At 55.5% G+C, this 24561-nt stretch carries 19 protein-coding genes; 11 read left to right on the plus strand and 8 right to left on the minus strand.

Annotated elements, in window-relative coordinates; all coding sequences use genetic code 11:
* The first annotated feature begins 45 nt into the window (after nucleotides 1–45).
* Complete coding sequence (locus SAMA_RS02685) at nucleotides 46–636, plus strand: MliC family protein (RefSeq protein ID WP_011758621.1); 591 nt, start codon at nucleotides 46–48, stop codon at nucleotides 634–636.
* 110 nt (nucleotides 637–746) lie between these two features.
* Here the strand turns inward: SAMA_RS02685 and SAMA_RS02690 are convergent, their stop codons facing one another.
* Together SAMA_RS02690 and SAMA_RS02695 are read right to left on the minus strand one after the other, a co-directional pair.
* The gene (locus SAMA_RS02690) at nucleotides 747–2411 is read right to left on the minus strand and encodes an alkaline phosphatase (RefSeq protein ID WP_011758622.1); all 1665 of its coding nucleotides are present in this window, start codon (nucleotides 2409–2411) and stop codon (nucleotides 747–749) included.
* Between the two features lie 146 nt (nucleotides 2412–2557).
* Nucleotides 2558–3019, minus strand: a complete 462-nt coding sequence (locus SAMA_RS02695; RefSeq protein WP_011758623.1) for a YhcH/YjgK/YiaL family protein — start codon at nucleotides 3017–3019, stop codon at nucleotides 2558–2560.
* 137 nt (nucleotides 3020–3156) lie between these two features.
* Here SAMA_RS02695 and SAMA_RS02700 point away from each other — a divergent pair, with 137 nt between their 5' ends.
* The 4 genes from SAMA_RS02700 (at nucleotide 3157) to SAMA_RS02715 (ending at nucleotide 7177) form a co-directional block, all read left to right on the plus strand.
* Nucleotides 3157–4212 carry an alpha/beta hydrolase gene (locus SAMA_RS02700; RefSeq protein WP_011758624.1) on the plus strand — a complete coding sequence of 352 codons (1056 nt, stop codon included), beginning with the start codon at nucleotides 3157–3159 and terminating at the stop codon, nucleotides 4210–4212.
* A gap of 133 nt (nucleotides 4213–4345) precedes the next feature.
* Nucleotides 4346–4921 carry an LON peptidase substrate-binding domain-containing protein gene (locus tag SAMA_RS02705; protein ID WP_011758625.1) on the plus strand — a complete coding sequence of 192 codons (576 nt, stop codon included), beginning with the start codon at nucleotides 4346–4348 and terminating at the stop codon, nucleotides 4919–4921.
* A 71-nt stretch (nucleotides 4922–4992) separates the two neighbouring features.
* Complete coding sequence (locus SAMA_RS02710) at nucleotides 4993–5922, plus strand: pseudouridine synthase (protein WP_011758626.1); 930 nt, start codon at nucleotides 4993–4995, stop codon at nucleotides 5920–5922.
* 205 nt (nucleotides 5923–6127) lie between these two features.
* A complete protein-coding gene (locus tag SAMA_RS02715; protein ID WP_011758627.1) occupies nucleotides 6128–7177 on the plus strand; it encodes an HlyD family secretion protein in 1050 nt (349 codons plus the stop codon).
* An 84-nt stretch (nucleotides 7178–7261) separates the two neighbouring features.
* Here the strand turns inward: SAMA_RS02715 and SAMA_RS02720 are convergent, their stop codons facing one another.
* The gene (locus SAMA_RS02720; protein ID WP_011758628.1) at nucleotides 7262–9133 is read right to left on the minus strand and encodes an alkaline phosphatase D family protein; all 1872 of its coding nucleotides are present in this window, start codon (nucleotides 9131–9133) and stop codon (nucleotides 7262–7264) included.
* Nucleotides 9134–9337: 204 nt separating this feature from the next.
* Here SAMA_RS02720 and SAMA_RS02725 point away from each other — a divergent pair, with 204 nt between their 5' ends.
* The gene (locus tag SAMA_RS02725) at nucleotides 9338–10243 is read left to right on the plus strand and encodes a dTDP-4-dehydrorhamnose reductase family protein (protein WP_011758629.1); all 906 of its coding nucleotides are present in this window, start codon (nucleotides 9338–9340) and stop codon (nucleotides 10241–10243) included.
* A 92-nt stretch (nucleotides 10244–10335) separates the two neighbouring features.
* Here the strand turns inward: SAMA_RS02725 and SAMA_RS02730 are convergent, their stop codons facing one another.
* Nucleotides 10336–11286, minus strand: a complete 951-nt coding sequence (locus SAMA_RS02730; RefSeq protein WP_011758630.1) for a TerC family protein — start codon at nucleotides 11284–11286, stop codon at nucleotides 10336–10338.
* Between the two features lie 362 nt (nucleotides 11287–11648).
* On the opposite strand from SAMA_RS02730, the gene SAMA_RS02735 reads away from it, so the two are divergent.
* Nucleotides 11649–13613 (plus strand): alkyl/aryl-sulfatase, encoded by a 1965-nt coding sequence (locus tag SAMA_RS02735; RefSeq protein WP_041409652.1) that lies wholly within the window; start codon nucleotides 11649–11651, stop codon nucleotides 13611–13613.
* A gap of 54 nt (nucleotides 13614–13667) precedes the next feature.
* Here the strand turns inward: SAMA_RS02735 and SAMA_RS02740 are convergent, their stop codons facing one another.
* The 3 genes from SAMA_RS02740 to uvrA form a co-directional block, all read right to left on the minus strand.
* A complete protein-coding gene (locus SAMA_RS02740; RefSeq protein ID WP_011758632.1) occupies nucleotides 13668–15581 on the minus strand; it encodes a DEAD/DEAH box helicase in 1914 nt (637 codons plus the stop codon).
* 202 nt (nucleotides 15582–15783) lie between these two features.
* A complete protein-coding gene (locus SAMA_RS02745; protein ID WP_011758633.1) occupies nucleotides 15784–16809 on the minus strand; it encodes a M28 family peptidase in 1026 nt (341 codons plus the stop codon).
* A gap of 11 nt (nucleotides 16810–16820) precedes the next feature.
* A complete protein-coding gene (uvrA, locus tag SAMA_RS02750; protein WP_011758634.1) occupies nucleotides 16821–19649 on the minus strand; it encodes an excinuclease ABC subunit UvrA in 2829 nt (942 codons plus the stop codon).
* Between the two features lie 257 nt (nucleotides 19650–19906).
* Here uvrA and SAMA_RS02755 point away from each other — a divergent pair, with 257 nt between their 5' ends.
* Both SAMA_RS02755 and ssb read left to right on the plus strand, forming a co-directional pair.
* Complete coding sequence (locus SAMA_RS02755) at nucleotides 19907–21274, plus strand: MFS transporter (protein ID WP_011758635.1); 1368 nt, start codon at nucleotides 19907–19909, stop codon at nucleotides 21272–21274.
* Nucleotides 21275–21309: 35 nt separating this feature from the next.
* Entirely contained in the window at nucleotides 21310–22014 is a 705-nt protein-coding gene (gene ssb, locus SAMA_RS02760) for a single-stranded DNA-binding protein (RefSeq protein WP_011758636.1), read from the plus strand.
* A gap of 126 nt (nucleotides 22015–22140) precedes the next feature.
* Here ssb and SAMA_RS02765 read toward each other — a convergent pair whose 3' ends face one another.
* Complete coding sequence (locus SAMA_RS02765) at nucleotides 22141–22941, minus strand: 3-hydroxybutyrate dehydrogenase (protein ID WP_011758637.1); 801 nt, start codon at nucleotides 22939–22941, stop codon at nucleotides 22141–22143.
* A 219-nt stretch (nucleotides 22942–23160) separates the two neighbouring features.
* Between SAMA_RS02765 and SAMA_RS02770 the strand changes: the two genes are divergently transcribed.
* Both SAMA_RS02770 and SAMA_RS02775 read left to right on the plus strand, forming a co-directional pair.
* Nucleotides 23161–23874, plus strand: coding sequence for a CoA transferase subunit A (locus tag SAMA_RS02770; RefSeq protein WP_041409653.1), 714 nt, complete (start codon nucleotides 23161–23163; stop codon nucleotides 23872–23874).
* 9 nt (nucleotides 23875–23883) lie between these two features.
* Entirely contained in the window at nucleotides 23884–24549 is a 666-nt protein-coding gene (locus tag SAMA_RS02775) for a CoA transferase subunit B (RefSeq protein ID WP_011758639.1), read from the plus strand.
* The last annotated feature ends 12 nt before the right edge of the window (nucleotides 24550–24561 follow it).

Here is a 24561-nt window from a genome sequence, read left to right on the forward strand (position 1 = left end):
TCGCTGACAAGGCGGCAACAAAGCAGATGTAAAGGAGATTAATGGATGAAACTCAGCATATTAACCGGCTTGCTTGCATTGGCATTTAACGCAATGGCAGCGGCTCAGCCCCCATCATTTGATTGCGGCAAACTGCCCGGGAATGCGCCGTCCGCAGAAAAACTGGTGTGCACAGACCTGGAACTTGCTGCTTTGGACAGGCAGTTGAACGAGGTCTACCAAACCATAGTGGCCAGAGCCGGTGATGGACTCCCGCCTTTATTCAAGGCCGAGCAAAGGGGCTGGATAAAGGGGCGCAACGAGTGTTGGAAATCCGAAGATTTAGCCGCTTGTGTTGCCAAAAGCTATCGAAGCCGGACCGCTGAGTTACAGGCTCGTTATCGTTTGGTGGCGATGAAGGGACCTTTCAGTTGGCGCTGCGACGATAACAGCGAAGTGATTATCAGCTATTTTGACACCGAACCCGCCACCGCCATTGCCGAGCGGGGCGATTCGGTTTCCCTGATGTATGTTGCCCCCAGTGGCAGCGGAGCCCGATATCAGGGACCCAGCGAAAGCTTTTGGGAGCACCAGGGCGAAGCTGAAGTGATTTGGGGATTTGAAGCCCCTGTGCTGAAATGTACATTGGCGCCCTGACAGGGATAAATCAACAAGTCCCTGATGTTTGCAGCCAGCCTTGATGAGCCAAATAAAAAAGCCGCCCAGTGGCGGCTTTTTTATGGGGTGTTTGTACTCACAGAGCTTGGTTATTCACCCAGCAGTGCGGCCATCATTTTCTGACCCACTTCGGTGTGGTGCTGCATAGTGGAGAACTGCTTGGTTACACCGTAAGGACCGAAAGCGTAAACGGGCACTGGCGCGGCTGTGTGGGTACCTGTACCCCAAACCACGTTTTGATCCGCAGCCAGGGCTCGGCCAATCAGGTTGGCGTGTACTTCGTCTGCGTAAACGTAGAACTCCTTGAAGTCATTGACCTTAGGGAACACGGTGGCAGATAAATAGCTGTGGCCATCGACCCAATACTCATTGGCTTCACGCAGGGCAACCGGCGCGGCCTCTTCTGGTGTTACTTTGAAGTCGCTATAGTGGTTGATGGCACTGGCCCATTCGTCACCGGTGGAGTTATCGAAGGCCCAGTCGGCGCTGACCATGTCCATCATGTTGTAGAAGGTGCCGCTTTGCGCATAGAGGCGGTCCAGTTTGTCCAGACTGCCAAAGTTGAAGTTGGGCTGATAGTCGGCGCCCTGCATTCCATCACCGGGCAGGCTCTGGGCGCCGGGCAGGTCTTTGCGGCTGTAGCTCAGACCGAAGCTGCCTGTTTCGTGGTCGGCGGTCACAATCACCAGGGTATCGTTGCGGTCTTTAACCCATTCATATACTGCATCCACAGCTTCGTCGAAGCGCAGCAGTTCGTGCAGCATCCAGCCTGCGTCGTTGATGTGGCCGGCCCAGTCAATCTGGCCACCTTCAATCATCAGGAAGAAGCCGTCTTCGTCCTTGGACAGAATATCCAGCGCTTTGAGAGTCATTTCACGCAGCGAAGGCTCTTTGCAATCCCCGGCTTCCTGACAGGCCTTGTAGGCAATGGCATCCATCATGCCAGAGTTGGCAAACAGACCCAGCAGCTTGTCACCGTCGGCGGCATTGAGCTGTGCCTTGTCGAACGCCAGCTGGTAGCCCTTGGCTTCCTTGGCTTCTTTCACCAGGTTGCGGTCGTCTTTACGCTTGGATTTTTTTACCACAGACGACACGGCGCCCAGGGCGGCCAGTTCGGCTTTGACCGCATTGTTGCTGCTGGCATCCTGAGGAATAAATTCACGGGCACCACCGGAGAGCATGACGTCCACCACGGCCTTGTCGATAAGCTCGGCGGCAATGGCTGATTCATAGCTGCGATGTGGCTGGTGGGCGGCAAAGGCGGCGGGTGTTGCGTGAGTCAGCCGGGTATCGGATACCAAACCGGTTGCCTTGCCTTTGGCTTTTGCCTTCTCAAGGATGGTTTCAACTACATAGCCCTGAGCATCCAAACCAATCATCTCTGAACCCGCGGCCTTGCCGGTAGCCAACTGGCTGGCTGAGCAGGCTGAATCCACTACCAGGCTGCCATCGGGGCCGTTGAGCGACAGACCCATCTGGCCGGCATCACCCAAACGCTTGAGGGCAGTTTGGTTCCCTTTGCTGTTGTAGGTGGAGTGCGGAGCGCGGCGGGCATATTCTTCGAGTAGGCCAACCTGCTGGGCACCCATACCATCGCCGATCATCAGGATGACGTTTTTCACCGAGGTGATTTCCTCGGGAGCCACTTCCTTGATGACTTCCACTTCCTTGATCACTTCAACCGTTTTGTCGTCGTTGCAACCGCTCATCAGTGCGGCTGCGATGGCTACTGCCAGCAGGCTTTTATGTTTCATGCTTGATCTCTTTTGACTTTCTAATATGTAGGGCGTGACTTAAACGCCCGAAAGTCTGACCAGAGCAGATGACAAAATGACGAAAGTTTTGTGTCAGTTTGAGTATTTACTTATTTATTTTTGTCTGAATATCATGCGGTTAACTGTTAAAGCAGCACTTTGCACACCACCTTGCGAACCCGTACAGGGGGGGTGCCTGTGCCCGGCATATGCATGTCTTCGGGCATGAAAATGGCGAACATCCCAGCCTTCAAGGGCACAAAACAGGCTGCCGCGCGATTCTGTTCGTAGTCATATTCGATAAAGTCATGGGCGTCATGATAGGGCGCCAGTGGCGGCTGATCTTCCAGCGGCAGATAACCAAAGGCTTCTTCGCCACTCACAACAAATTGCACGTCGGCATAGCGTCTGTGGGTCTCAAAGGGCTCAGTGCCCGGGGGCTGGGTGTCGTAGTCGTTGACTATGGCAAACAGCGCATCGCCATCGATGTTGTGGCGTCCCTTGGGTAAAGCGGCCAAATCCGTGTTGGCCAAAAATTCGAGTGCGGCCTGGATGCCTGAATGGAGGTTGTGGTATCTGTGTCTGTTTTCGAGTTTGTCGACAATCATAAAAGCTCCGGGCTGATAGGCGGGCCTCACTGGCCACGCTGGCGTGCTGGAGTATAGCGAAAGCGGCCTGCTTTGGCATCGTTAAGAATTGAGGTAACCTCTAGCCTTATTGCTGTAGACGACCCAAGGGTAAAAGATTGAACGCACTCAGATTACTGGCTGGTAAAACCGCTTTGAAACGGATCCGCGAGGAGGGGCTCAAGCCGGAGCTTTTCAGCCGTTTGCTGGCGGCGTCCGGTGGCCCCAAATGGCTTGGGATTGCCGGGCTCGATAAGTATCTGTTCAGTGAGTTTTTTAAAGATCGCAAGACGCCGCTCTACACATTGGGAGCCTCGTCCGGCGCCTGGCGTCTTGCCTGTTTGGCGCAGCAGGACGTGCTGGCGGCCTATGGCCGCCTGGAAGACTTTTATATCGGCCAGCGTTACGACACCAAACCCAGTCGTGAAGAGGTCAGCCGCCAGGTCACAGATATTGTGGCCGGGATTCTGGGGGAGACAGGCGCCGCCGAGATATTGGCCAATCCGGTATTTCGCTCGCATTTTGTGGTGTGCCGTGGCCGACATTTAAATCGCGTTAATGGCAAGCTGCCCCTGGCGCTGGGGCTTTCGGTAACGGCGGCCACCAATCTTGTCAGTCGTCGCAGTCTGGGTTGGCACTTTGAGCGGCTGGTGTTTTCGCAGGCAGACAATGACTCCCACTTTCGTCTGCTCAACGATTTACCCAGCCGTGATTGCAAACTGAGCCTGAGCAATCTGGCGGATGTTCTGCAGGCCACCGGATCCATTCCCATGGTGCTGGCCCCGGTGGGGCACATTGAAGGCGCGGGCGAAGGGCATTTCTATGATGGTGGCATCACCGACTACCATTTTGATTTCCCGCTTGAGCAGCATCAGGGGCTCACCCTGTATCCGCATTTTTTCCCCACCATCAAGCCTGGCTGGTTTGATAAATCGCTGCCCTGGCGACGGGCCGTGGCCAATTATGATAATGCATTGCTGCTGGTGCCAAGCGCCGAGTTTGTCGCCTCCCTGCCCAATGGAAAAATTCCTGACCGGGACGATTTTAAAACCCTGGACACACAGAGCCGTCAGCGCAGCTGGCGGCAGGCGGCCCTGGCCAGCGAACGGTTGGCAGAGGAGTTTTCCCGGGTGCTCGAGGGTGATATATCCCCCATTGAATCGTTTCCGGGATGAAACAAATCACTGTGATAGCGGGTCTAATGCCTGAGACTGATTAATTTTTGTTCATTGATGATTGGTGCCACTCACCTGCTAAAATTTGATCAGTTGAGTAGTGTTACTCCGCAGACCGTTGCAGGAGGTTACCATGCAATCACAGGACATGGCGTTACTGATCCACGACGCCTTACTGTTGCCAGATGGACGGCTTGAGTTGAGGATTGTTGAGCCGCGCTATTTGCGCATGGTGGCAGAAGTGTTCAAAGGGTTTTACCCTCTGGCATTCGCGATGCACAAGGCCAACGGTCATCCACCTTGCTATCCTGAAGCAACCCAATGCGAGATCATCGATTTTAATCAGCTCGAAGACGACACCCTGAGTATCATTATCGAAGGGCGTCAGCGGGTGGAGATTCTCTCTGCCAGGCAGGATAAAGACCTGCTGTGGAAGGTGAGAGCAGCCCCCTGTCACAACTGGGAAAAAGAGCCCATTGATGGCGAGTTCGAAATCATCAGTGCGGCGCTGGAGCAGTTTTACCAGGTCAATCCGGATCTGTTTGGTCTTTACAGCGATGTGCACCTTGAGGATGCAGCCTGGGTTAGCCAGCGTTGGCTTGAGGTGTTGCCCATGTACAGCCAGGACAAATTCAAGCTGATTAATCAGCCGGATTGTCACAAGGCCATGGACTTTGTGCTCAAGCTTATTAAGTCCCACGCCGGATAAGCCCATGCGGGGTGTTTGCCCCGCTTACGCTTTGCCTTTACACTGGGCCCCCTCTTGCCAGGGAGCCACTTGTGTCTGAATTAACCGCCTCGGCCCGTGCGGCCCAACCCTCTTATGTGGTCTTGCCACGGGATAACCCCAACACCACGGTATTTGGTTTTTTGTGTAGCCATTTCGCCCGTATTGGTGAAGAGGTTTGGCGTCGCCGCATTCTCGATGGCAAGGTGCATTGGCAGGATGGCATGCTCATCACCCTGCAAACCCCTTATCGCCCCACGGCGCGGGTTTACTACTACCGCGAAGTTGTGGCCGAGACCAAAATCCCCTTTCGCGAAAAAATACTGTGCCGCAATGAGCATATGATGCTGGTGTTCAAACCGCATTTTTTGCCGGTGACCCCTTCGGGTAACTATGTTAACGAGTGTCTGGTGCATCGGCTGCGGCTTGCCACTGGCATCGACACCATCAGCCCGGCCCACAGACTCGACAGGGAAACCGCCGGTGTTATCCTGATGAGCCTCAATCCCGAAACCCGGCATCAGTACCATCAGCTTTTCTTGAATGGTGGAATACGAAAAGACTACGAAGCCATTGCACGGCTGACGCCTGAACTGATGGCACTGCATGGCGATGGGCAAAGTTTGCCGCAGCGCTGGACAGTGAAAAATCGCATGCAACCGGCAGACCCGTCGTTTTTGATGCAGGTAGTACCGGGAGAGGCCAACAGCCACTCTGAAATCGCCTTGCTCATGGTGAAGGATGGCCGCGGTTTATTTGAGCTCAGCCCCATCACCGGCCGCACTCATCAGCTGAGGGTGCACATGCAGAGTCTGGGCATGCCGTTGGAAAACGATCGCTTTTACCCGAGCCTGCAGCCCCAATCGGCAGATGACTTTAATGCCCCCTTAAAGCTGGTGGCCAAGCGACTCAGATTTACCGATCCTGTCACCGGCGAAAAGCTGGATGTGGGTTGTGATGGGTTTGCAGGTGAATTCAGTTAGTTAGTCAATTATTATGTTTGAGCAGGCCTCCGATTCTTGCTCTTAATCATCACCATGGCGGTTTTGATTGCCTGTACACCCTGTTTATGCGCTGTTTATGCGACTGGTATGTGCATTTGCGCTTCTGAGCGAAGTATTGCGCCGCTCTCATGGGGAGAGCTCAATAGCCCCTCGGTGGGCGGCGAAGCGTAGGAGACGATGTTAAGTGAAGGAAAGTTACGGTTCGTCGGATAAATCTCAGGCACCCACGGCGGATGCCAGCCTCAAGGTTAGCTACGACAACCTCAGGCGAGGCGCTTATCGCGGTCGCTGGTATTTGCTGCTGGCCCTGATCATTGCCCCCGTGCTACTGGTGATCTGGTTTGTGCTCAAACCATGGCTGTTTATTCTGGCGCCCGGCATAGTCACCAGCGAGCCGTTGGAGATGCGCTCTCCCGCTTCCGGTGTGGTACATGCGGTATATCAAACCCGGGGTGATGTTGTGAGTACCGGGCAGCCACTGCTGGTACTGAAAGATCCGGCCCTTGACGCCCAGATCCAGGGGCTTGAGCGCCAACTCACCCAAATGCAGCAATTCCGTGACCTTGGCGCCGAGATCAGCGCCCAAATCGGCGAGAAAATCCGCGTCGCCGAAGAGGGGATGATTCGTCAGGATGAACTGCTGTCCCAGTTTGAGAAATTCCGCGCCAAAGGCGTGGTGCCAACCGCGGATATGGCGGCAGTGCTGCAGGCGCATACCTCCGCCAAAATGGCGTTGGAGCAGGCCAGAGCCGAACTGGTCAGCGAACTTCAACGCCAGCAGGAAGCACGTCAGGCGGGTGTAGTGACTCAAAGCCGTCAGCGGATGGAGCTGGAACTGTCCCGCCTCAAGGCGCTTCGTGAACAACTCACTATCCGTGCCCCTTACGATGCGCGGATTGCGGATATTCAGGTGCAGGTAGGTGAACAACTGGCCGTAGAGCGTCCACTGCTGTGGCTCTCGGGGCGTGCCAGTCCTGTGGTTGTGGCCTACCTCGAACCCAAATACCTCGACTATGTGGACCTGGGCCAGCAGGCGAGCATCACGCTGCCCAATGGTGAAAGCTTCAATGGGCGCATCGAAGAGCCGACGGAGTTGGTCAGCAAGTTGCCCAAGCAATTGTCTGGTTCATTTGATGGTGAAAAACCTGTGCTCAAGGTGACACTGACGCCGCTTGAGCCCTTGTCTCTGGCGGTGGAAGGTGTGCCGGTGGAAGTGAGGTTCGACCGCTTTTAACGCCGCCAGATGCCAGGCAAGGTTTTGCTTCAGCAGTGCTTACCTGGCAAATTGGGCTGGCGTTTGCATCTTCTTGGCTTGGTGTCAGTGTTCCCGTGGTGGCAGAAACTCAGTCTGGCTCATATCGGCATGCAGCACCGCAATACGGCTGGGTGCGCCTGATTCCGACAGGTGCACCCAGCCAATACCACTTTGATTAACCAGGCGTTTACTGCGTTCACCATTGGGTCTGCGGCCGCGGATAAGCATGCGTTTTCGCTTGGTGAACAGGTTCAGCGGTGAGAAATAACCGTAAAGCCAGCCATTCAACTTATCGAAACAGGGCAGCAGTTTTTCAGGGAACTGATTTTTAATGCCGCTGGAGGTGATTTGATAGATGTTGGGGCTGGCGTGGCGAAAACGAATGCGCACATCGTAAGCAAAGGAGTAGTGCACGTCGCCAGACAGAATAATGAATTCCTGCGGCGTTTTACGGTGCATAAACATCGACAGCAAGGCGCCGGCGGCCCCGGGATGGGCCATCCAGTTTTCGGCGTCCACCAGTAGTGAACCACCCAGCAGGGTGGCCGTGCGCTGCACCGCTTCAATCAGCTTGACCCCGAACATGGGGGCCGCTGAGACAATAATCACCTGCTCCTGACCAATCAGTTGCTGCTGAAAGTCCATCAGGGCTTCCCAGTCCATCAAGCCCGACGGCTTGGCGAGGTTGGACTCGCTACGCCAGCGGCGGGTGCGAGTGTCCAGCACCACCAGTCTTGGGCTGGTGTCCAGATGAAAATGCCAGTCTTCAAACCTCAGTAACTTATCTATCACTGCATCCTGCGTCGATAGATCCAGTCTCGACGGTGCCAGCATCGCGTTGAGCTCATCAATCACTGACTCAAACTTGTGCGGTGCGTTGCCGATGGCCTGAAACAGGCAATAACTGAGCAGGGCATTGCCAATGATGCGTTTTGAAAAGGCATGACCATAGGCCGCTTCTTCCCATTTGGCAGTGAGGTTCCAATCGTCGGTGATGTCGTGATCATCAAAGATCATGTAGGTGGGCAGATGGGCCATCAAGCGCCGTACCTGGCTGAGTCCGGCCCTGAATGCCAACAAATGATCCCATTCCTTCTGCCACTGGGCGAGACGTTTACCATTCAGCCCCCGGGGCGATTTGGGAATATCAATCGAGTGCCATAGCTCCGGCGACCAAACCAGCAAATACAGCGCCGTCATTTCGGCAAAACTCACCAGGTGGTTCTCGGCAATGGAGGAGGTAAAAATCGGATGATTGATGTACCAACGCCACAATGCAGTTTTGGCTGGGTATTGGGTGTGGGGTAGCAGCCCTTTGTACCTCTGGTACATGTTGGCGGGTGTGTAATCAATCTCGTCACTGCCCGTCAGCGGCGCCCCGACAAAATCTTCCTCGCGGAGTTTCAGTAATTCAATCACCTGCTTAATGGCATACAGCATGGGACCGGCGATATCGTCGATATAAACCTGATCGCCACTTAACATCAGCAGTGCCGGGCGTTCTGCATTGGCTTCGGCCAACAGGGTATCGGCGGCCACCAGGGCATCGCCGCTGTGGTGGTGCGGGTTGCGGCAACTGCCATGGAGCAGTGAATGAATGTTTCGGCTCGGGATAAGATTGGGCAGCTCGTGTCCGGGGTAGGTCAGACCATCCAGTTCACCAAGCAGGCTGCGGTCGCTCTCGATAAGATCGTAGCTGATACGCTTACCTTCGGGCAGCAGTTCGTCGTCAGTGACTCTGAGCAGATACATCCAGGCCGCTTCTCCCAGAGGGATTTCATCAATATGTGGCTGATAATTTTTGCCATTCAGGGTAAGCGTAGGGGTGTTCAGGGGGCGTGAGCTGACCAGCCAGAGTGTCAGGGTGTTTTGGTCACAGTGACGAACAATAGGGCCGGCAATCAGAGTTGGAAGTGGTGCTTGGCTGCTGTCCATGGATACGGTTTAAGAATACCTCGATGCGGCGCGCCTGACTGACGGCGAACAAATACTGCCACAAGGGTAAAAAAAGCCTGCGGCGGCCACAAGAGCCCCGGGGTATTTAATCGTAAGCTGATGTAAAGGCAGGGCTTGCCGTGCTAGGCTTTGGCCATTCTTTGCCAGATTTATCGTAATTCAGGACGATTCAGGGAGTGTTTTATGGCAAATATCATGGTGACGGGCGCAACCGGGCTTCTGGGGCGTGCCGTGGTGAAGTCTTTGTCTGCGAGCCACACAGTCACGGGCACTGGTTTCAGCCGCGCCGCCGAAGGCATTCTGCGTCTGGATTTAACCGATGCCGACGCAGTGGCAGCAGCGGTGGCTGAGATTGCACCTCAGGTGATAGTGCACTGCGCCGCCGAGCGCAGGCCCGATGTCTCAGCGCAAAACCCGGACGCAGCCAAGGCGCTGAATCTGTCAGCCACCGAGGCGCTGTGTCAGGCCGCCAAGGCTTGTGGTGCCTGGCTGATTTATATCTCCACCGACTATGTGTTCGATGGCACTGAGGCGCCCTATGCGGAAGATGCCGCGCCCAACCCAGTCAATTTTTACGGTGAGACCAAGCTGATGGGCGAGCAGGCGGTCACGCGGCTGCTCCCTGAGTCGGCCATTTTACGACTGCCCATTTTGTATGGTGAAGTTGAGCGCCTGAGCGAGTCGGCGGTGCTGGTGCTGATTGAGCAGCTTTTGGATTATCAAAAACAAGGGGTGGATGACTGGGCCGTGCGCAGACCAACCTCGACAGCGGATATTGCCGAAGCCATCAAGGGCATGATTGCCAAGCATGTTGAGGGTGAGAAAATCAGCGGCATCTATCATTTCAGTGCTGCCGAAACCATGACCAAACACGGCATGGTGGTGGCGCTGGCAGAGGTGTTGGGGAAAGACAGCGGCCATTTGATTGCCCAGTCGAGCCCAACAGATACCGCCAAGCGACCAAAGGATTGTACCTTGAGCTGCAAGCGGCTTGAGGCGCTGGGGCTGCTCAATACCCGACCTTTCAGGGTGGCGGCGGCCGAAGCGCTTACTGCCTCGGCGGCGGCGCTTGCCAGGGCCGGCAAGTAAGCTATCGGTGAATTGACATATCATCGTCAATGAAAAGGGGCCATTCGGCCCCTTTTGCACATCTCTCGCCGCTATTTCGCGACGGCCGAGAGTTATTCAAACCTGGTGGGCTTATTACGGTTCACCCACAGGCTCAGCAGCATGGATCCCACCAGGATGGTGCCAACCACCCCCAGCGCCACAGCAATGGGCAGATGGAACACATCTATCAGCATCAACTTAAAGCCGATAAATACCAGGATGATGGCCAGGCCATACTTGAGTAGGCTGAACTTCTCGGCTGCGCCTTGCAGCAGGAAGTACATGGCCCGCAGGCCCATGATGGCGAAGATGTTGGAGGTGAGCACGATAAAGGGGTCAGTGGTCACGGCAAAAATAGCCGGAATACTGTCCACCGCAAAAATCAGGTCGCTTATCTCCACCAAAATCAGCACCAAAAACAGTGGCGTGGCGTATTTCACCCCTTCACGCAGCACAAAGAAACGCTCGCCTTCCAGATGCTCAGTGAGCTTCATTTTGCTGCGAAGCCAAATCAGTCCGCGATGGGTGGAAAGGTCGGTTTCCTTGTCTGCGGTCAGCAGCATTTTTACGCCGGTAAACACCAGGAAGGCGCCGAATACGTACAGGAGCCAGTGGAACTGATTGATAAGCCAAATGCCACCAAACACCATACCGGCGCGCATCACAATGGCACCCAGCACCCCGTACAACAGCACCCGCCGTTGCAGCTCGGGCGGAATGGCAAAGTAAGAGAAAATCATCAACCAAACGAAGACGTTATCCACTGCCAATGCTTTTTCAATCACATAGGCAGTCAGGAACTCCAGCGCCTTGTCGTTGGCAATCTCACGGCCAACCGAGTAATCGAGCCAGGCCCAGACACCGGCGTTAAACGCCATGGCCACCACAAACCACACCAGCGACCAGGTCAGCGCCTCCTTCATCGAGACTTTATGACTCTTGCCGCCTACAAACTTGATATCGACCCACAAAAGGGTCAGCACTATGGCCGCAAACGCAGCCCACAACCACCAGGTTTCCACGAGTAATACTCCCAAAACAAAAACAGCCTGTACCAGACGGTACAAGCTGCTCTGAGTTGGAGATACACCTTGCCCGTCGGCAAGGTCTCACTTACAGCCCCCCATGGCTGCCTGGTTGCCGGGTGCAAATCACCGTCATGACGACAAACCAGCGAGAAGTTACTCCCCTTGTTGGTGCTTACTCTATCAGTGACAGCGCTGAGGCGCCAGTGGCAGACACCCAAATAGTGAATAGCATGGCAAATACTCTAAAAGGTCTGAAATGTACCACTTTCGGCTTATCTATGGTTTTGCTGGTTGAACTATCTTTGAATGGTTCCAGGTATGCGTGTTACCTGGCCTTTCAACAATGTAGGGAGTGCATGATGAATACTCGAATTGGTTTGGCGGCGTTACTGGCCTGTGTGGGGGGGATAGCTGTGGCGGCAGAGGTGCCAAAGCCCGCGACCACAAAAACCAAAGCTATTAATCAGGCCGTGAAGGATGCACTGGCGTTTGAGGACAAAACCGATTTCGATAACGCCCGTAAAGGCTTTATCGCCGCGCCGGCCAAGGTGACTATTACTGCCGACAATGGTGCGCCCGTATGGGATCTTGAGCAGTACAAGACGTATATCACCCAGGAAGCTGCGGCCCCTGAAACGGTGAACCCCTCTTTGTGGCGCAACGCTCAGCTCAATATGTTGCATGGCCTGTTTGAAGTCACCAAGGGCATCTATCAGGTTCGGGGTTATGATTTGTCGAATATCACCTTTGTGAAAGGCGATAGCGGCTGGATCGTATTCGATCCACTTATCTCAGCCGAAACCGCCAAAGCAGCCTACGAGCTGATAAGCGAACATGTAGGTAAGTTTCCGGTAAAGGCCGTGATATACAGCCACAGTCATGTGGACCACTTCGGTGGGGTGCGGGGCTTGGTGGACGAAGCCGATGTGGTCTCAGGTAAAGTCGATATTATCGCTCCAGAGCACTTTACCGAACATGCGGTCAGCGAAAACGTCATTGCCGGCAATGCCATGTCCCGCCGCGCTATTTATATGTATGGGGCACTGTTACCCCGCAATCCCCAGGGCGGAGTCAATGGTGGTTTAGGGCAAACAACTTCTACCGGGGCTGCCGGACTGTTGCTGCCCACCATCGAAATCAAAAAGACTGGCGAAGAGCTGACAGTTGATGGGGTGAAAATGGTGTTCCAGATGACGCCGGGCACCGAGGCGCCAGCCGAAATGAATACCCTGTTTCCGGATTTCAAAGCGCTGTGGATGGCGGAAAACACCACCAACACCATGCATAACATTCTAACGTTGCGTGGTGCTCAGGTGCGGGATGCACTCAAATGGTCTGGTTTTTTAAACGAAACCATCGACCGCTTTATGCCCGGTGTGGAGGTGAAATTCCAGAGCCACCATTGGCCTATGTGGGGTAACGACAAAATTGTCGACTACATGGAAAAACAACGGGATATTTATAAATTTACCCACGATCAGACAGTGCGACTGATGAACCAGGGTTATGTGGGCAGTGAGATCTCTGAAATGATTAAACTGCCACCGGAGCTTGAACGTAACTGGTCTACCCGTGGATATTACGGCACTCTAAGGCACAATTCCCGCGCCGTGTATCAGCGCTACATGGGCTGGTACGATGGTAACCCGGCTAATCTGAATAATCTGCCACCGGAAGATGCCGCCAAAAAATATGTGGAATACATGGGCGGCAGCGCAGCCATGTTGAAAAAGGCTAAAGCCGACTACGACAAGGGCGAGTATCGATGGGTCGCCGAGGTGATGAAACAGCTGGTATTTGCTGAGCCGGCAAACACCAATGCCAAGAATCTTCTCGCCGATAGCTTTGAGCAGCTTGGCTATCAGGCCGAATCCGGCCCTTGGCGTTCGGTTTACCTGCAGGGGGCATTCGAACTTCGAAACGGTGTTCCCACTTCTGGAGGAGTGAATACCGCCAGCCCGGATATCATTCGTGCCATGACACCTGAGATGGTGTTTGACTACTTTGCGGTAAGGTTAAACAGTGACAAAGCCGCAGGTAAAGATCTGACGTTGGAGATCCGCTTGAGCGATCTTAACCGTGACTTCTGCCTGAACGTGAAAAACGCGGTGCTGAATTATGCCGAGCGCCAGTGCAAAACCAGCGATGTTTCCGTCACCCTGAATAAGGTGGTATTGGATGATATTCAATTGGGTAAGGGCAGCATCGATGACATGGTGAAGGCAGGCAAGGTAAGCCTTAAAGGCAGCGAGGCCAGTCTGAAAGAGTTCACTGGTATGCTGGATAATTTCAACTTCTGGTTTAATGTTGTGACGCCCTAAGTTGTTTTGCTGAAATAAAAAAGCCACCTCAGGGGTGGCTTTTCTTAACAGGGATCAGTCTTCCTTTGGACGGCGTGGCTTGCCAGCTGGCTTCTTGTCGAAGCTCTTGCGCTCGCTAAATTTGCGGTCGCCACCGCGGTCACCACGGTCACCGCCACGATCGTTGAACTTACGCTCTCCGCGCTCAGGACGATCGCCGGATGGCTTACGTGTGCGCTTGGGGATTGGCCCGTTGCTTACCGGGATTTCATCGCTGCCATCGGTGCTTACTTCACGGATGTTCAGTGGCTTGCCACATACGCGCACTTTTTTCAGGTGCTGCAGTACTTCTTTTGGCATGCCGTCTGGCAGGTCAACAGTGGTTACTGCATCGTACAGCTGGATCTGGCCGATGTAGCGGCTGTCGATGTTGGCTTCGTTGGCGATGGCGCCCACGATGTTACCCACACCCACGTTATGGTCACGACCCACATCGATGAGATAACGCTTCATGCTGATGTCCGGGTTGTCCTTGAGGGTATCGGCACTGCCGAAATTGCCTGGCAGAGGACGTGAGTCACGGCGACGCTCGTTACGGTCACCACGTTCGGCGCGATCGTTCTGGCCACGGCCGGTGCGCTCGTCGAAGTTGTCACGCTGACGCTCGTGCATGGCAGGCAGCTGCAATGGACGCTCCAACTGCACCTGATGCAACAGGGCCGCGGCCAGTTGCTCGGTATCCACTTCCAGCTGCTGACACAGCTGAGCCACGGCGCCTTTCATAAAGTCCAGATGCTCGTTGGCGAGGATGTCGGCAACCTGCTCACCCAAGCGAGACAGACGACGCTCGGCCACAGACTCTGGGCTTGGGATCTTCATTGGAGAGATACGGCTGTTGGTGGCGCGCTCGATGGTGCGAAGCATGCGCATTTCACGGCTGGTCACAAACAGAATTGCCATACCGGTACGACCCGCGCGGCCGGTACGGCCGATACGGTGCACGTAAGCTTCTGTATCGTAAGGAATATCGTAGTTTACTACGTGGCCGATACGCTCAACGTCCAGACCACGGGCGGCCACATCGGTGGCGATCAGAATATCCAGCTTGCCGGATTTCAGTTGATCAACGGCGCGCTCACGGGCCTGCTGGTTCATATCGCCGTGCAGTGGCGATGCGGCATAGCCACGGGCTTCCAGCTTTTCGGCCAGTTCCATACAGGAGTTACGGGTACGCACGAAGATGATGATACCTTCAGTGTTTTCCACTTCCAGTACCCGTACCAGTGCCTCGAGTTTATTGTGCTGGGACACCTGCACAAAACGTTGCTCGATGGATTCCACTGTGGTGTGGCTGGCGGCGATGCTGATGTTCACTGGATTGCGCAGGTGCTTGTTGGCAACGCGCTTGATCTGCTCAGGCATGGTGGCCGAGAACAGGGCCAGCTGGCGGCTCTCTGGAGTGTGCTCGAGGATCCACTCGATATCGTCGATGAAGCCCATTTTCAGCATTTCATCGGCTTCGTCGAGTACCAGAGCCTTCAAGGTGTCGAGCTTCAGGGTGCCACGACGCATGTGGTCCATAACACGGCCTGGTGTGCCCACAACTACCTGTGGACCACGGCGCAGGGCCTGGAGCTGCTGATACATGCTCTGGCCACCGTAGATAGGCAGTACGTGGAAACCCTTCATGTGTTTGGCATAGCTGGTGAAGGCTTCGGCGACCTGTACCGCGAGTTCGCGGGTAGGGGCCAGCACCAGAATTTGTGGTGCATTGAGGTTGGCATCGACGCTGCAAAGCAGTGGCAGTGCAAAGGCACCGGTTTTACCCGTACCTGTTTGTGCCTGACCCAGGATGTCCTGGCCGGACATCAGAGGTTGGATACTGGCGGCCTGGATGGGCGTAGGGGTTTCATAACCCAGCTCGTCGAGGGCACGCAAAACAGACTCAGTCAGACCGAGTTCGCGGAAAGTCTTTTCATTGGATGACATGGATAACGCCTTAGGGTGCGCGTGATTGCGCTTGATGATTCACTAGACAGACCAGAAAACCAACCCCGTGTCGATTTCCCGTTCCGAATCCGAAAACGCCAGAGTATAGCAGCCTTTGCTGATTTTGGCCAAGAAAATATCCATTTTGACGATTTTGGCCCTTTTTTTGCGTCAAATGGGCAAAATAACAAAAGATTAACTTTTACCCCTGAGGCAGCTTGGGTTCCAGCGTTGTCCAGAGTAAAGGGTATACCGCCTCTATGGTCGCAGCCAGGAAGTTGAAGTCCAGTTTATCCGGGGTATCGTCCACCGTGTGGTACTGAGGGTGGGGAGGCACACCAAAATACAGCCAGGGCACGCCGCTTTTATGGAAAGGGTAATGATCAGAGGCTTTGAGATAGTTCACCTTCATGGCGCTGCCATCCCGTTCCAGCCGGGAATGACTGAGGCGGGCACAGAGGCCGTTACGCTCCACCAGTGCTTTGAGCTCATCGGCATTGGCAAATTTGCGGCTGCCTTCCATGTAGATGGCATAGGGACTGCCGGGATGGCCGACCATATCGAGATTCAGTGCCAGTTCTGGCACTATGCCAAGCTCACCAAGTCGGGTTGCCAGCGCCTGACTGCCGTACAGTCCCGGCTCTTCGGCATCGGTTGCCACAAAGAGCAGGTTGAGATCCGCCGGGCGAAGTGGATCCTTTGCCGCTTGTTTTGCCAGCGCCAACAGCGCGGCGACGCCAGAGGCATTGTCATCGGCACCGGCAAAATATCTGGAGCCGCTTGTGCCCAGATGATCGTAGTGGGCCAGTACGACTCGCCAGCGCGAATTAGCCTTCGCTGCCGGCAGCAGACCTATCACGTTGGTTCCCTGACGTTGGCCGAAGAGCTTGTCAATGCTGAAGGGATGAAAGAAGGGATGGCTGTCTTCTGCCGTTTGCTGCACCCTTTCCTGCGTCATGGGCGAAAAGTCTGCCGCCACCGGCTGCAGGCCCGACTCGCCAAAACGCACTGCCAGATACCGGCGGGCAAGCAAGGCCCCTTCGGTGCCGGTCTTGCGACCTGCCAGGGGCGCCGAGGCCAGGTGGACGACATCTTGTTTTACTTCAGGCAGAGAAACCCATTCGGCCGTCAGGTCTCGCCTGCACTGGGGAGCAGACGCGCAACCTGTCAGCCAGCATGCCAACAGGGCTGCTCCCCAAATCCGATAGCCAAGACGTCCCTGTCCCATGGTGAATGCCTCTAGCGTTGCAGCAGCGGCTTTAAGAAGCGCGCTGTGTGAGAGGTGGGATGCTCGGCTACGTCTTCTGGTGTGCCAGCCACCAAAATGGTGCCCCCGCCAGAGCCGCCTTCGGGGCCCAAATCCACAATCCAGTCGGCTGTCTTGATGACATCCAGATTGTGTTCAATCACCACTATGGTGTTGCCATGGGACTTGAGTCGGTGCAGTACGTCCAGCAGCAGCTGAATATCAGCAAAGTGCAGACCCGTTGTCGGCTCATCGAGAATATACAGGGTTTTGCCCGTATCCCGTTTCGACAGCTCCTTGGCCAGTTTTACCCGCTGAGCCTCTCCGCCCGACAGGGTGGTGGCGCTTTGGCCGAGACGAATGTATGACAGGCCAACATCCATCAGAGTTTGCAGCTTGCGGGCGATGGCGGGCACGGCATCGAAAAACGTCCGGGCGTCTTCCACGGTCATCTGCAGCACTTCGTGGATGTTCTTGCCCTTGTATTTCACTTCCAGGGTTTCGCGGTTGTAACGTTTGCCCTTACAGGAGTCGCAGGGCACATACACATCCGGTAAAAAGTGCATCTCTACCTTGATAAGCCCATCACCCTGACAGGCCTCGCAGCGACCGCCCTTGACGTTAAAGGAGAAACGGCCCACCTGATAACCCCGGGTGCGGGACTCCTGGGTACCGGCAAAGAGTTCCCGGATGGGGGTGAAAATGCCCGTGTAAGTAGCAGGGTTGGACCGTGGGGTGCGGCCGATGGGGCTCTGATCGATATCCACCACCTTGTCGCACTGCTCAAGCCCTGTGATGCTGGTGTAAGGTGCGGGCTCATCCACTGTGGCACCATTGAGCGCCTTGTGGGCAATCTTGAAAAAGGTGTCGTTGATCAGGGTGGATTTACCCGAACCTGACACCCCGGTCACGCAGGTAAATAGGCCAACCGGAATGCTGAGGTCGACATTCTTGAGGTTATTACCACGGGCGCCCCTGAGCTCAATCAGCTGTTCCGGGTTGATGGGGGTACGACCGCCGTCCACCTGGATTTTGCGCTTGCCGGAAATGTACTGGCCGGTGACTGAGTGCTCGCAGGCGGTGATGGCGGCCAAATCGCCGTCGCAAATCACTTCGCCGCCATGAACACCGGCGCCCGGGCCTATATCGATAATATGGTCGGCCATGCGGATGGCGTCTTCGTCGTGCTCCACCACAATCACGGTATTGCCGAGATCCCGAAGGTGAGTCAGGGTGTTCAGCAGCCGCTCGTTGTCCCGCTGATGCAGGCCGATGGAGGGCTCATCCAGCACGTACATCACGCCAACCAGACCGGCGCCAATCTGGCTTGCCAGACGAATACGCTGGGCTTCGCCGCCGGAGAGGGTTTCGGCCGAACGTGCCAGACTCAGGTAGTTGAGTCCCACGTTAACCAGGAAGCCCAGACGATCGCGCACTTCTTTGAGGATTTTCTCGGCGATCTGGGCCTTTTGCCCTTCAAATTCCAGCTTGTTGAAGTAATCCATGGCCTCGCCGATGGACCAGTGGGTCAGGGTCGGCAGGTTGAGATCTTCAATAAACACATGGCGGGCTTCTTCCCGCAGGCGCGAGCCGCCACAGCTGCTGCAGGCCTGATTGCTGATGTACTTGGCCAGCTCTTCGCGCACCGTATTGGATTCGGTCTCGCGGTAGCGTCTGTCCATGTTGTTGAGAATACCTTCGAAGGGGTGTTTGCGCACCACCACATCGCCGCGATCGTTCACATAGCGGAAGGCCACCTCTTCTTTGCCAGAGCCGTAAAGCACTATCTTTTGCACCTTGGCGGTCAGCTCACTGAAGGGGGCCTCCACATCGAACTCATAATGTTCGGCGAGGGACTTGAGCATCTGGAAATAATAGAAGTTACGTCTGTCCCAGCCGCGAACGGCGCCGCCCGCCAGCGACAGCTCACCGGAGACTATGACCCGCTCAGGGTCAAAAAATTGCTGTACGCCCAGGCCATCACAGGTCTGGCAGGCGCCGGCGGGATTGTTGAAGGAAAAAATCCGTGGCTCCAGTTCGGCCATGGAATAACCGCAATGGGGGCAGGCAAAGTTGGCCGAGAAAATCATCTCTTCGGCAGCGCCTTCTTCCATGCTGGCCACCACGGCGATGCCGCCGGACAGCTCAAGGGTGGTCTCAAAGGATTCTGCCAGACGCTGCTGCATGTCGTCTTTGACCTTGAAGCGGTCCACCACCACTTCGATTGTGTGCTTCACGTGCAGATCCAGGGTTGGCGGATCGGATAGATCGCATACCTCACCATCGATACGGGCGCGGATATAGCCCTGGGCCGACAGGCTGTCGAGCAGCTTAACGTGTTCACCCTTGCGGGCCTTGACCACAGGCGCCAGCAGCATCAGTTTTTCGCCCTCGGGGCGTTCCAGCACCTTGTCGACCATCTGGCTCACGGTCTGGGCCGCCAGTGGCTGGCCGTGGGTCGGGCAGCGTGGTTCGCCAACGCGGGCAAACAGCAGACGTAAATAATCGTACACCTCGGTAATGGTACCCACGGTGGAGCGAGGGTTATGGGAGGTGGATTTCTGCTCGATGGAAATGGCCGGGCTCAGACCCTCGATATGGTCCACATCGGGCTTTTCCATCAGGCTCAAAAACTGGCGGGCGTAGGCAGAGAGGGACTCCACATAGCGGCGCTGACCTTCGGCGTAGAGGGTATCAAACGCCAGCGACGACTTGCCTGACCCCGAGAGACCTGTGATCACAATCAGCTTGTCTCTGGGAATTGTCAGGTTGATATTCTTGAGGTTGTGGGTGCGGGCCCCGCGGATTTCAATCTTGTCCATCTGCCACTTCTAAACGCCGGAAAAAAGACCATCAGTATCGCATAATTTACGCCTGAAACTACAGCCGCACCAAAGACTGCTGTCAGAGGATTTGGGCGTGAGCTGCAATACCCCTTTGCCAGCGGCGTGGATCAAATTTACAATCGTGACAATTTTTACTTCCGGCATCTCAATCGCCGGAGCGCCAACTTGGGGGAGTGTGGCCGCTGTGCTACCATTCGCGCCCCCGGTGCATTCTTGAATCAAGGTTTTCAGTCATGGCTAACAGCGGTCTTTCGGCCACCGAGAAAAAAGTCGCCTTTTCACTGGCCAGCGTATTCGGCCTGCGGATGATGGGTCTGTTTATGATCATGCCGGTGTTTGCCCTTTACGGCCAACATCTCGAAGGTTTCTCGCCTCTGTGGGTGGGTATAGCCATTGGTGCCTATGGTTTAACCCAGGCGCTGCTGCAAATCCCCATGGGTATTCTGTCGGACAAATTTGGCCGCAAGCCAATTATTCTTATCGGCTTGTTGGTGTTTGCCGTGGGCAGTGTGGTCGCCGCCATGGCCGACAGCATCTATGGGGTAGTCTTCGGCCGGGCATTGCAGGGCATGGGGGCCATTGCCGCCGCAGTGCTGGCGCTGGCCGCCGATCTGACCCGTGACGAGCAGCGCACCAAGGTCATGGCCATTATCGGCATGTGTATTGGTTTCTCATTTGCGCTGTCATTGCTGGTGGGCCCGGTGGTGGCGCAGCATATGGGGCTTTCGGGGCTCTTTGCCCTCACTGCGGGTTTGGCGCTCTTGGGCATCTTGATAGTGCAACTGCTGGTACCAAACCCAGTGCATCAGGCGCCCAAGGGCGATACGCTGGCGGCGCCTGCCAAACTGATGCGGATGCTCAAAGACCCGCAGCTGTTCCGCCTCGATGCCGGTATCTTTATTTTGCACCTGGTGCTGACGGCCGTATTTGTGGCATTGCCGCTGGATTTGGTGGATGCAGGTCTTGCCAAAGAAAAGCACTGGATGCTGTACTTCCCCGCTTTTATCGGTGCCTTTTTCTTGATGGTGCCGCTTATCATCATCGGCGTGAAGCGTAAGAACACCAAGGGCATGTTCCAGGTGGCACTGGTGATCATGATGCTGGCCCTCGCTGTGATGGCGCTGTTTGCCGATAATCTGTGGCTGCTGGCCTTTGCGGTGTTGCTGTTTTTTACCGGTTTTAACTACCTTGAAGCCTCGCTGCCCAGCCTGATTGCCAAGTTTTGCCCCGTGGGTGAAAAGGGCTCGGCCATGGGCGTGTATTCCACCAGTCAGTTCCTCGGTGCCTTCTGCGGTGGTCTTTTGGGCGGCGGCGCCTTCCAATTGCTGGGGGCGGCGGGTGTGTTCGTCGCGGCGCTCGGTTTGATGGCGCTTTGGCTGGTGCTTTCTCTGGGGATGAAGAACCCTGTGCTGCTCAAGAGCTACACCCTGGAAGCGCAGGTAGAAGGCAGGGAACAGGCCCGTGAAATGGCCAGCAGGCTGTCGCAATTGGCCGGTGTAGCCGAAGCCATTGTGGTGCTTGAAGAAAAAGTTGCTTACCTCAAAGTGGATGAGCAATTCGATTTAAGAGAAGCCAGAGCTGTGTTAGGCTCTGCAAATTAACTCTGTTTTATACGCAAAATTTCGGGAGAGATTGAATGGCCAGTCGTGGTGTGAATAAAGTGATTCTGGTAGGTAACCTGGGGCAAGACCCTGAGGTGCGCTACATGCCCAACGGCAATGCGGTAGCCAATATCACGGTCGCCACCAGCGAGTCCTGGAAGGACAACCAAGGTCAGCAGCAGGAGCGTACCGAATGGCACCGTGTGGTGATGTTTGGCAAGCTGGCTGAAATCGCCGGTGAGTACCTGCGCAAGGGCTCTCAGGTTTACCTGGAAGGCAAGCTGCAAACCCGTAAGTGGAAAGATCAGAGTGGTCAGGACAGATACACCACTGAAATCGTGGTGGACCAGAGCGGCAGCATGCAGATGCTCGGCGGCCGCAACCAGGGCCAGGGCCAGGGCGCGCCAATGGGCGGTCAGTCACAGGGTGGCCAGTCTCAGGGTGGTTACAGCGCACCTGCTCAAAACCAATACGCTCCAGCGCCGCAGGCCGCACAGCCAAGCTACAGCGCACCTGCTCAGCAGCCACAGCAAGGTGGTTTCCAGCAGCCACAGCAGGCTCAGGGTGGTTATGGCCAGCAGGCGCCACAGCAGCAGGGCGGTTATCAGAGCAAGCCTCAGCAGTCTGCTCCCGCTTACCAGCCACAACAGGCACCACAGCAGCGTCCAGCGCCTCAGCCACAACAGCAGAACTACACTCCTGATCTGGATGACGGCTGGGACGACGATATCCCGTTCTGACGGTTACTGGAGATATAGTTCTTGGTCTGAATCGAAAGGTCAGAATCAAAAAGCTCCCGTCAGGGAGCTTTTTGTTTTTGGGCACTCCAGTGCCAATGCCCCGGCCTCTTGCTGACCTGACCGCGGTTACTGGGCCGTCCAGCCCCCGTCCATGGCGAGTGAAGCCCCTGTGATGCCGCGGGCAGCATCACCACAGAGGAACAGCGCAAATTCACCTATTTGCCTGGGGTCGAGCATTTCCGGCAGCGGCTGTTTGGCTGTCACCAATTGGTATCTGGCTTCGTGATAGTCCAGCCCCTTAGTGTTGGCGACGGCTTCTATCTGCTTATTGATGAGAGGGGTATCAACCCAGCCGGGGCAGATGGCATTGACGGTAATGCCCTGCTCGGCGCACTCGATGGCAACCACCTTGGTCAGGCCCACAATACCGTGCTTGGCGGCGCAATAGGCGGCCTTGTTCACCGATGCCACCAAGCCGTGCACCGAGGCGATATTGATGATCCGGCCCCAGCGCTTTTGCGCCATGGCGGGTACGGCCTGTTGCATGGTGTGAAAGGCTGAAGACAGATTTATCGCAATGATATCGTTCCATTTTTCAATCGGGAAACTGGCCACTGAGTCGGTGTGCTGAATCCCGGCATTGTTGATAAGAATGTCGATGCTGCCGAGTGCTTTTGTGCCTTCTGCCATAAAGCGATGGATGCTCTCTGGCTGGCGTAAGTCTGCATTGCTGAAAAAGGTGCGAATGCGGTACTGCGCCGCAAAGTCGGCCGCCATAGATTGCCCTTCATCCTCAGGCAACAGCCCATGCAATATCAGGTTGCAACCCTGCTCGGCCAGTACCTGAGCCGTGGCCAGGCCAATCCCACTGGTGGAGCCTGTGATAAGCCCAACCTTGCCTTCTAAACTCCTTTGTCCACCCGACATTACTGGTGTCTCCCGTTACTCTGTGCATGTAATGCAAGGCCGCCAGGCCGGAGTTTTTCGCGCGCAGGGCGCGGGCGCCCGGGCCGGCAGACTTGCGATTGATGCCCCCAGAATAGAGCAACAGGCCCGGCATTTATTTGGGACCTTAGTACCATAGGCCGACCCTGAAAATTGGGTGATAGTAAGCGCCACACATCACCGAGGGTAAGAGAGCAGATTGTGGCGGGATTGAATAAGGTCGTTACCAGTTACGCACAGGCGTTGGCCGGACTCGAAGACGGGATGACAGTGATAGCCGGAGGCTTTGGCCTTTGCGGTATCCCTGAAAATCTCATCAAAGAAATCAAACGCAAGGGCACGCGAAACCTCACCGTGGTGTCAAACAACTGCGGCACAACCGAATACGGCCTTGGCATTTTGCTTCTGGATAAACAAATCAAGAAGATGGTGGCCTCTTACGTGGGAGAAAATACCAACTTTGAAGCGCAAATGATGTCGGGCGAACTGGAAGTTGAGCTGACACCCCAGGGCACACTGGCGGAAAAAATGCGTGCAGCCGGTGCCGGTATACCGGCTTTTTACACGGCAACGGGCTTTGGCACAGAGGTGGCCGTGGGCAAGGAAGTGAAGGAATTCAATGGCCGGCAGTACATTCTCGAGGAGTCCATCAAGGGCGACTTTGCCCTGGTCAAAGCCTGGAAAGCCGATACCTATGGCAACCTGGTATTTCGTAAAACAGCGCGTAATTTCAATCCTTTGGCAGCCATGGCTGGCAAGATAACTGTGGTGGAAGTGGAACAAATTGTCGCGCCCGGCGAGCTGGATCCCGATGAAATCCATACCCCAGGCATTTACGTCGACAGGCTGATCCAGGGCAGTTTCGAGAAGCGCATCGAGCAGCTCACCATCCGTCCCTCTTCACACGGTAAATAGGAGTTCACCATGGCACTTTCCAGAGAACAACTCGCCCAGCGTGTCGCACAGGAACTCAAGGACGGCTATTACGTCAACCTCGGCATAGGCATTCCCACCCTGGTGGCTAACTACATTCCCGAGGGGATAGAAGTCATGCTGCAGTCGGAAAACGGCTTGCTGGGCATGGGACCTTTCCCCACTGAGGATGAAGTCGACCCCGACCTTATCAATGCGGGCAAGCAAACCGTGACCATGGCGACCGGTGCGGCCCTGTTTGACTCCGCCGAGTCATTCGCCATGATCCGTGGCGGCCATGTGGACTTAACCGTGCTCGGCGCCTTCGAAGTGGATACCCAGGGCAATATCGCCTCCTACATGATCCCGGGGAAACTCATCAAGGGGATGGGCGGTGCCATGGATTTGGTGGCGGGCGCCGATAACATCATAGTGACCATGACCCACGCCTCGAAACAGGGTGAATCCAAGCTGCTTACCCAATGCAGCCTGCCGCTGACCGGTAAAGGCTGTATCAAGAAGGTGCTAACCGATCTTGCCTTTATCGAAATCAAAGACGGGAAATTCCATCTGCTTGAGCGGGCCCCCGGTGTGAGTGTGGAAGAGATTATCAAGCTGACCGCCGGAGAACTGGTGGTGCCTGAGCATGTGCCTGAGATGTGCTTTCAGAGCGCGTAAGCCTGAAAATCG

Source organism: Shewanella amazonensis SB2B (assembly GCF_000015245.1).
Taxonomy (GTDB): domain Bacteria; phylum Pseudomonadota; class Gammaproteobacteria; order Enterobacterales; family Shewanellaceae; genus Shewanella; species Shewanella amazonensis.

Excerpts from the sequence above, each read along its gene's own strand:
- SAMA_RS02695 (WP_011758623.1), bottom strand. The coding sequence starts at position 3,019 with ATGATTGTCGACAAACTCGAAAACAGACACAGATACCACAACCTCCAT.
- SAMA_RS02690 (WP_011758622.1), bottom strand. The coding sequence starts at position 2,411 with ATGAAACATAAAAGCCTGCTGGCAGTAGCCATCGCAGCCGCACTGATG.
- SAMA_RS02705 (WP_011758625.1), top strand. The coding sequence starts at position 4,346 with ATGCAATCACAGGACATGGCGTTACTGATCCACGACGCCTTACTGTTG.
- SAMA_RS02755 (WP_011758635.1), top strand. The coding sequence starts at position 19,907 with ATGGCTAACAGCGGTCTTTCGGCCACCGAGAAAAAAGTCGCCTTTTCA.
- SAMA_RS02765 (WP_011758637.1), bottom strand. The coding sequence starts at position 22,941 with ATGTCGGGTGGACAAAGGAGTTTAGAAGGCAAGGTTGGGCTTATCACA.
- uvrA (WP_011758634.1), bottom strand. The coding sequence starts at position 19,649 with ATGGACAAGATTGAAATCCGCGGGGCCCGCACCCACAACCTCAAGAAT.
- SAMA_RS02685 (WP_011758621.1), top strand. The coding sequence starts at position 46 with ATGAAACTCAGCATATTAACCGGCTTGCTTGCATTGGCATTTAACGCA.
- SAMA_RS02720 (WP_011758628.1), bottom strand. The coding sequence starts at position 9,133 with ATGGACAGCAGCCAAGCACCACTTCCAACTCTGATTGCCGGCCCTATT.
- SAMA_RS02725 (WP_011758629.1), top strand. The coding sequence starts at position 9,338 with ATGGCAAATATCATGGTGACGGGCGCAACCGGGCTTCTGGGGCGTGCC.
- ssb (WP_011758636.1), top strand. The coding sequence starts at position 21,310 with ATGGCCAGTCGTGGTGTGAATAAAGTGATTCTGGTAGGTAACCTGGGG.
- SAMA_RS02745 (WP_011758633.1), bottom strand. The coding sequence starts at position 16,809 with ATGGGACAGGGACGTCTTGGCTATCGGATTTGGGGAGCAGCCCTGTTG.
- SAMA_RS02735 (WP_041409652.1), top strand. The coding sequence starts at position 11,649 with ATGATGAATACTCGAATTGGTTTGGCGGCGTTACTGGCCTGTGTGGGG.
- SAMA_RS02740 (WP_011758632.1), bottom strand. The coding sequence starts at position 15,581 with ATGTCATCCAATGAAAAGACTTTCCGCGAACTCGGTCTGACTGAGTCT.
- SAMA_RS02775 (WP_011758639.1), top strand. The coding sequence starts at position 23,884 with ATGGCACTTTCCAGAGAACAACTCGCCCAGCGTGTCGCACAGGAACTC.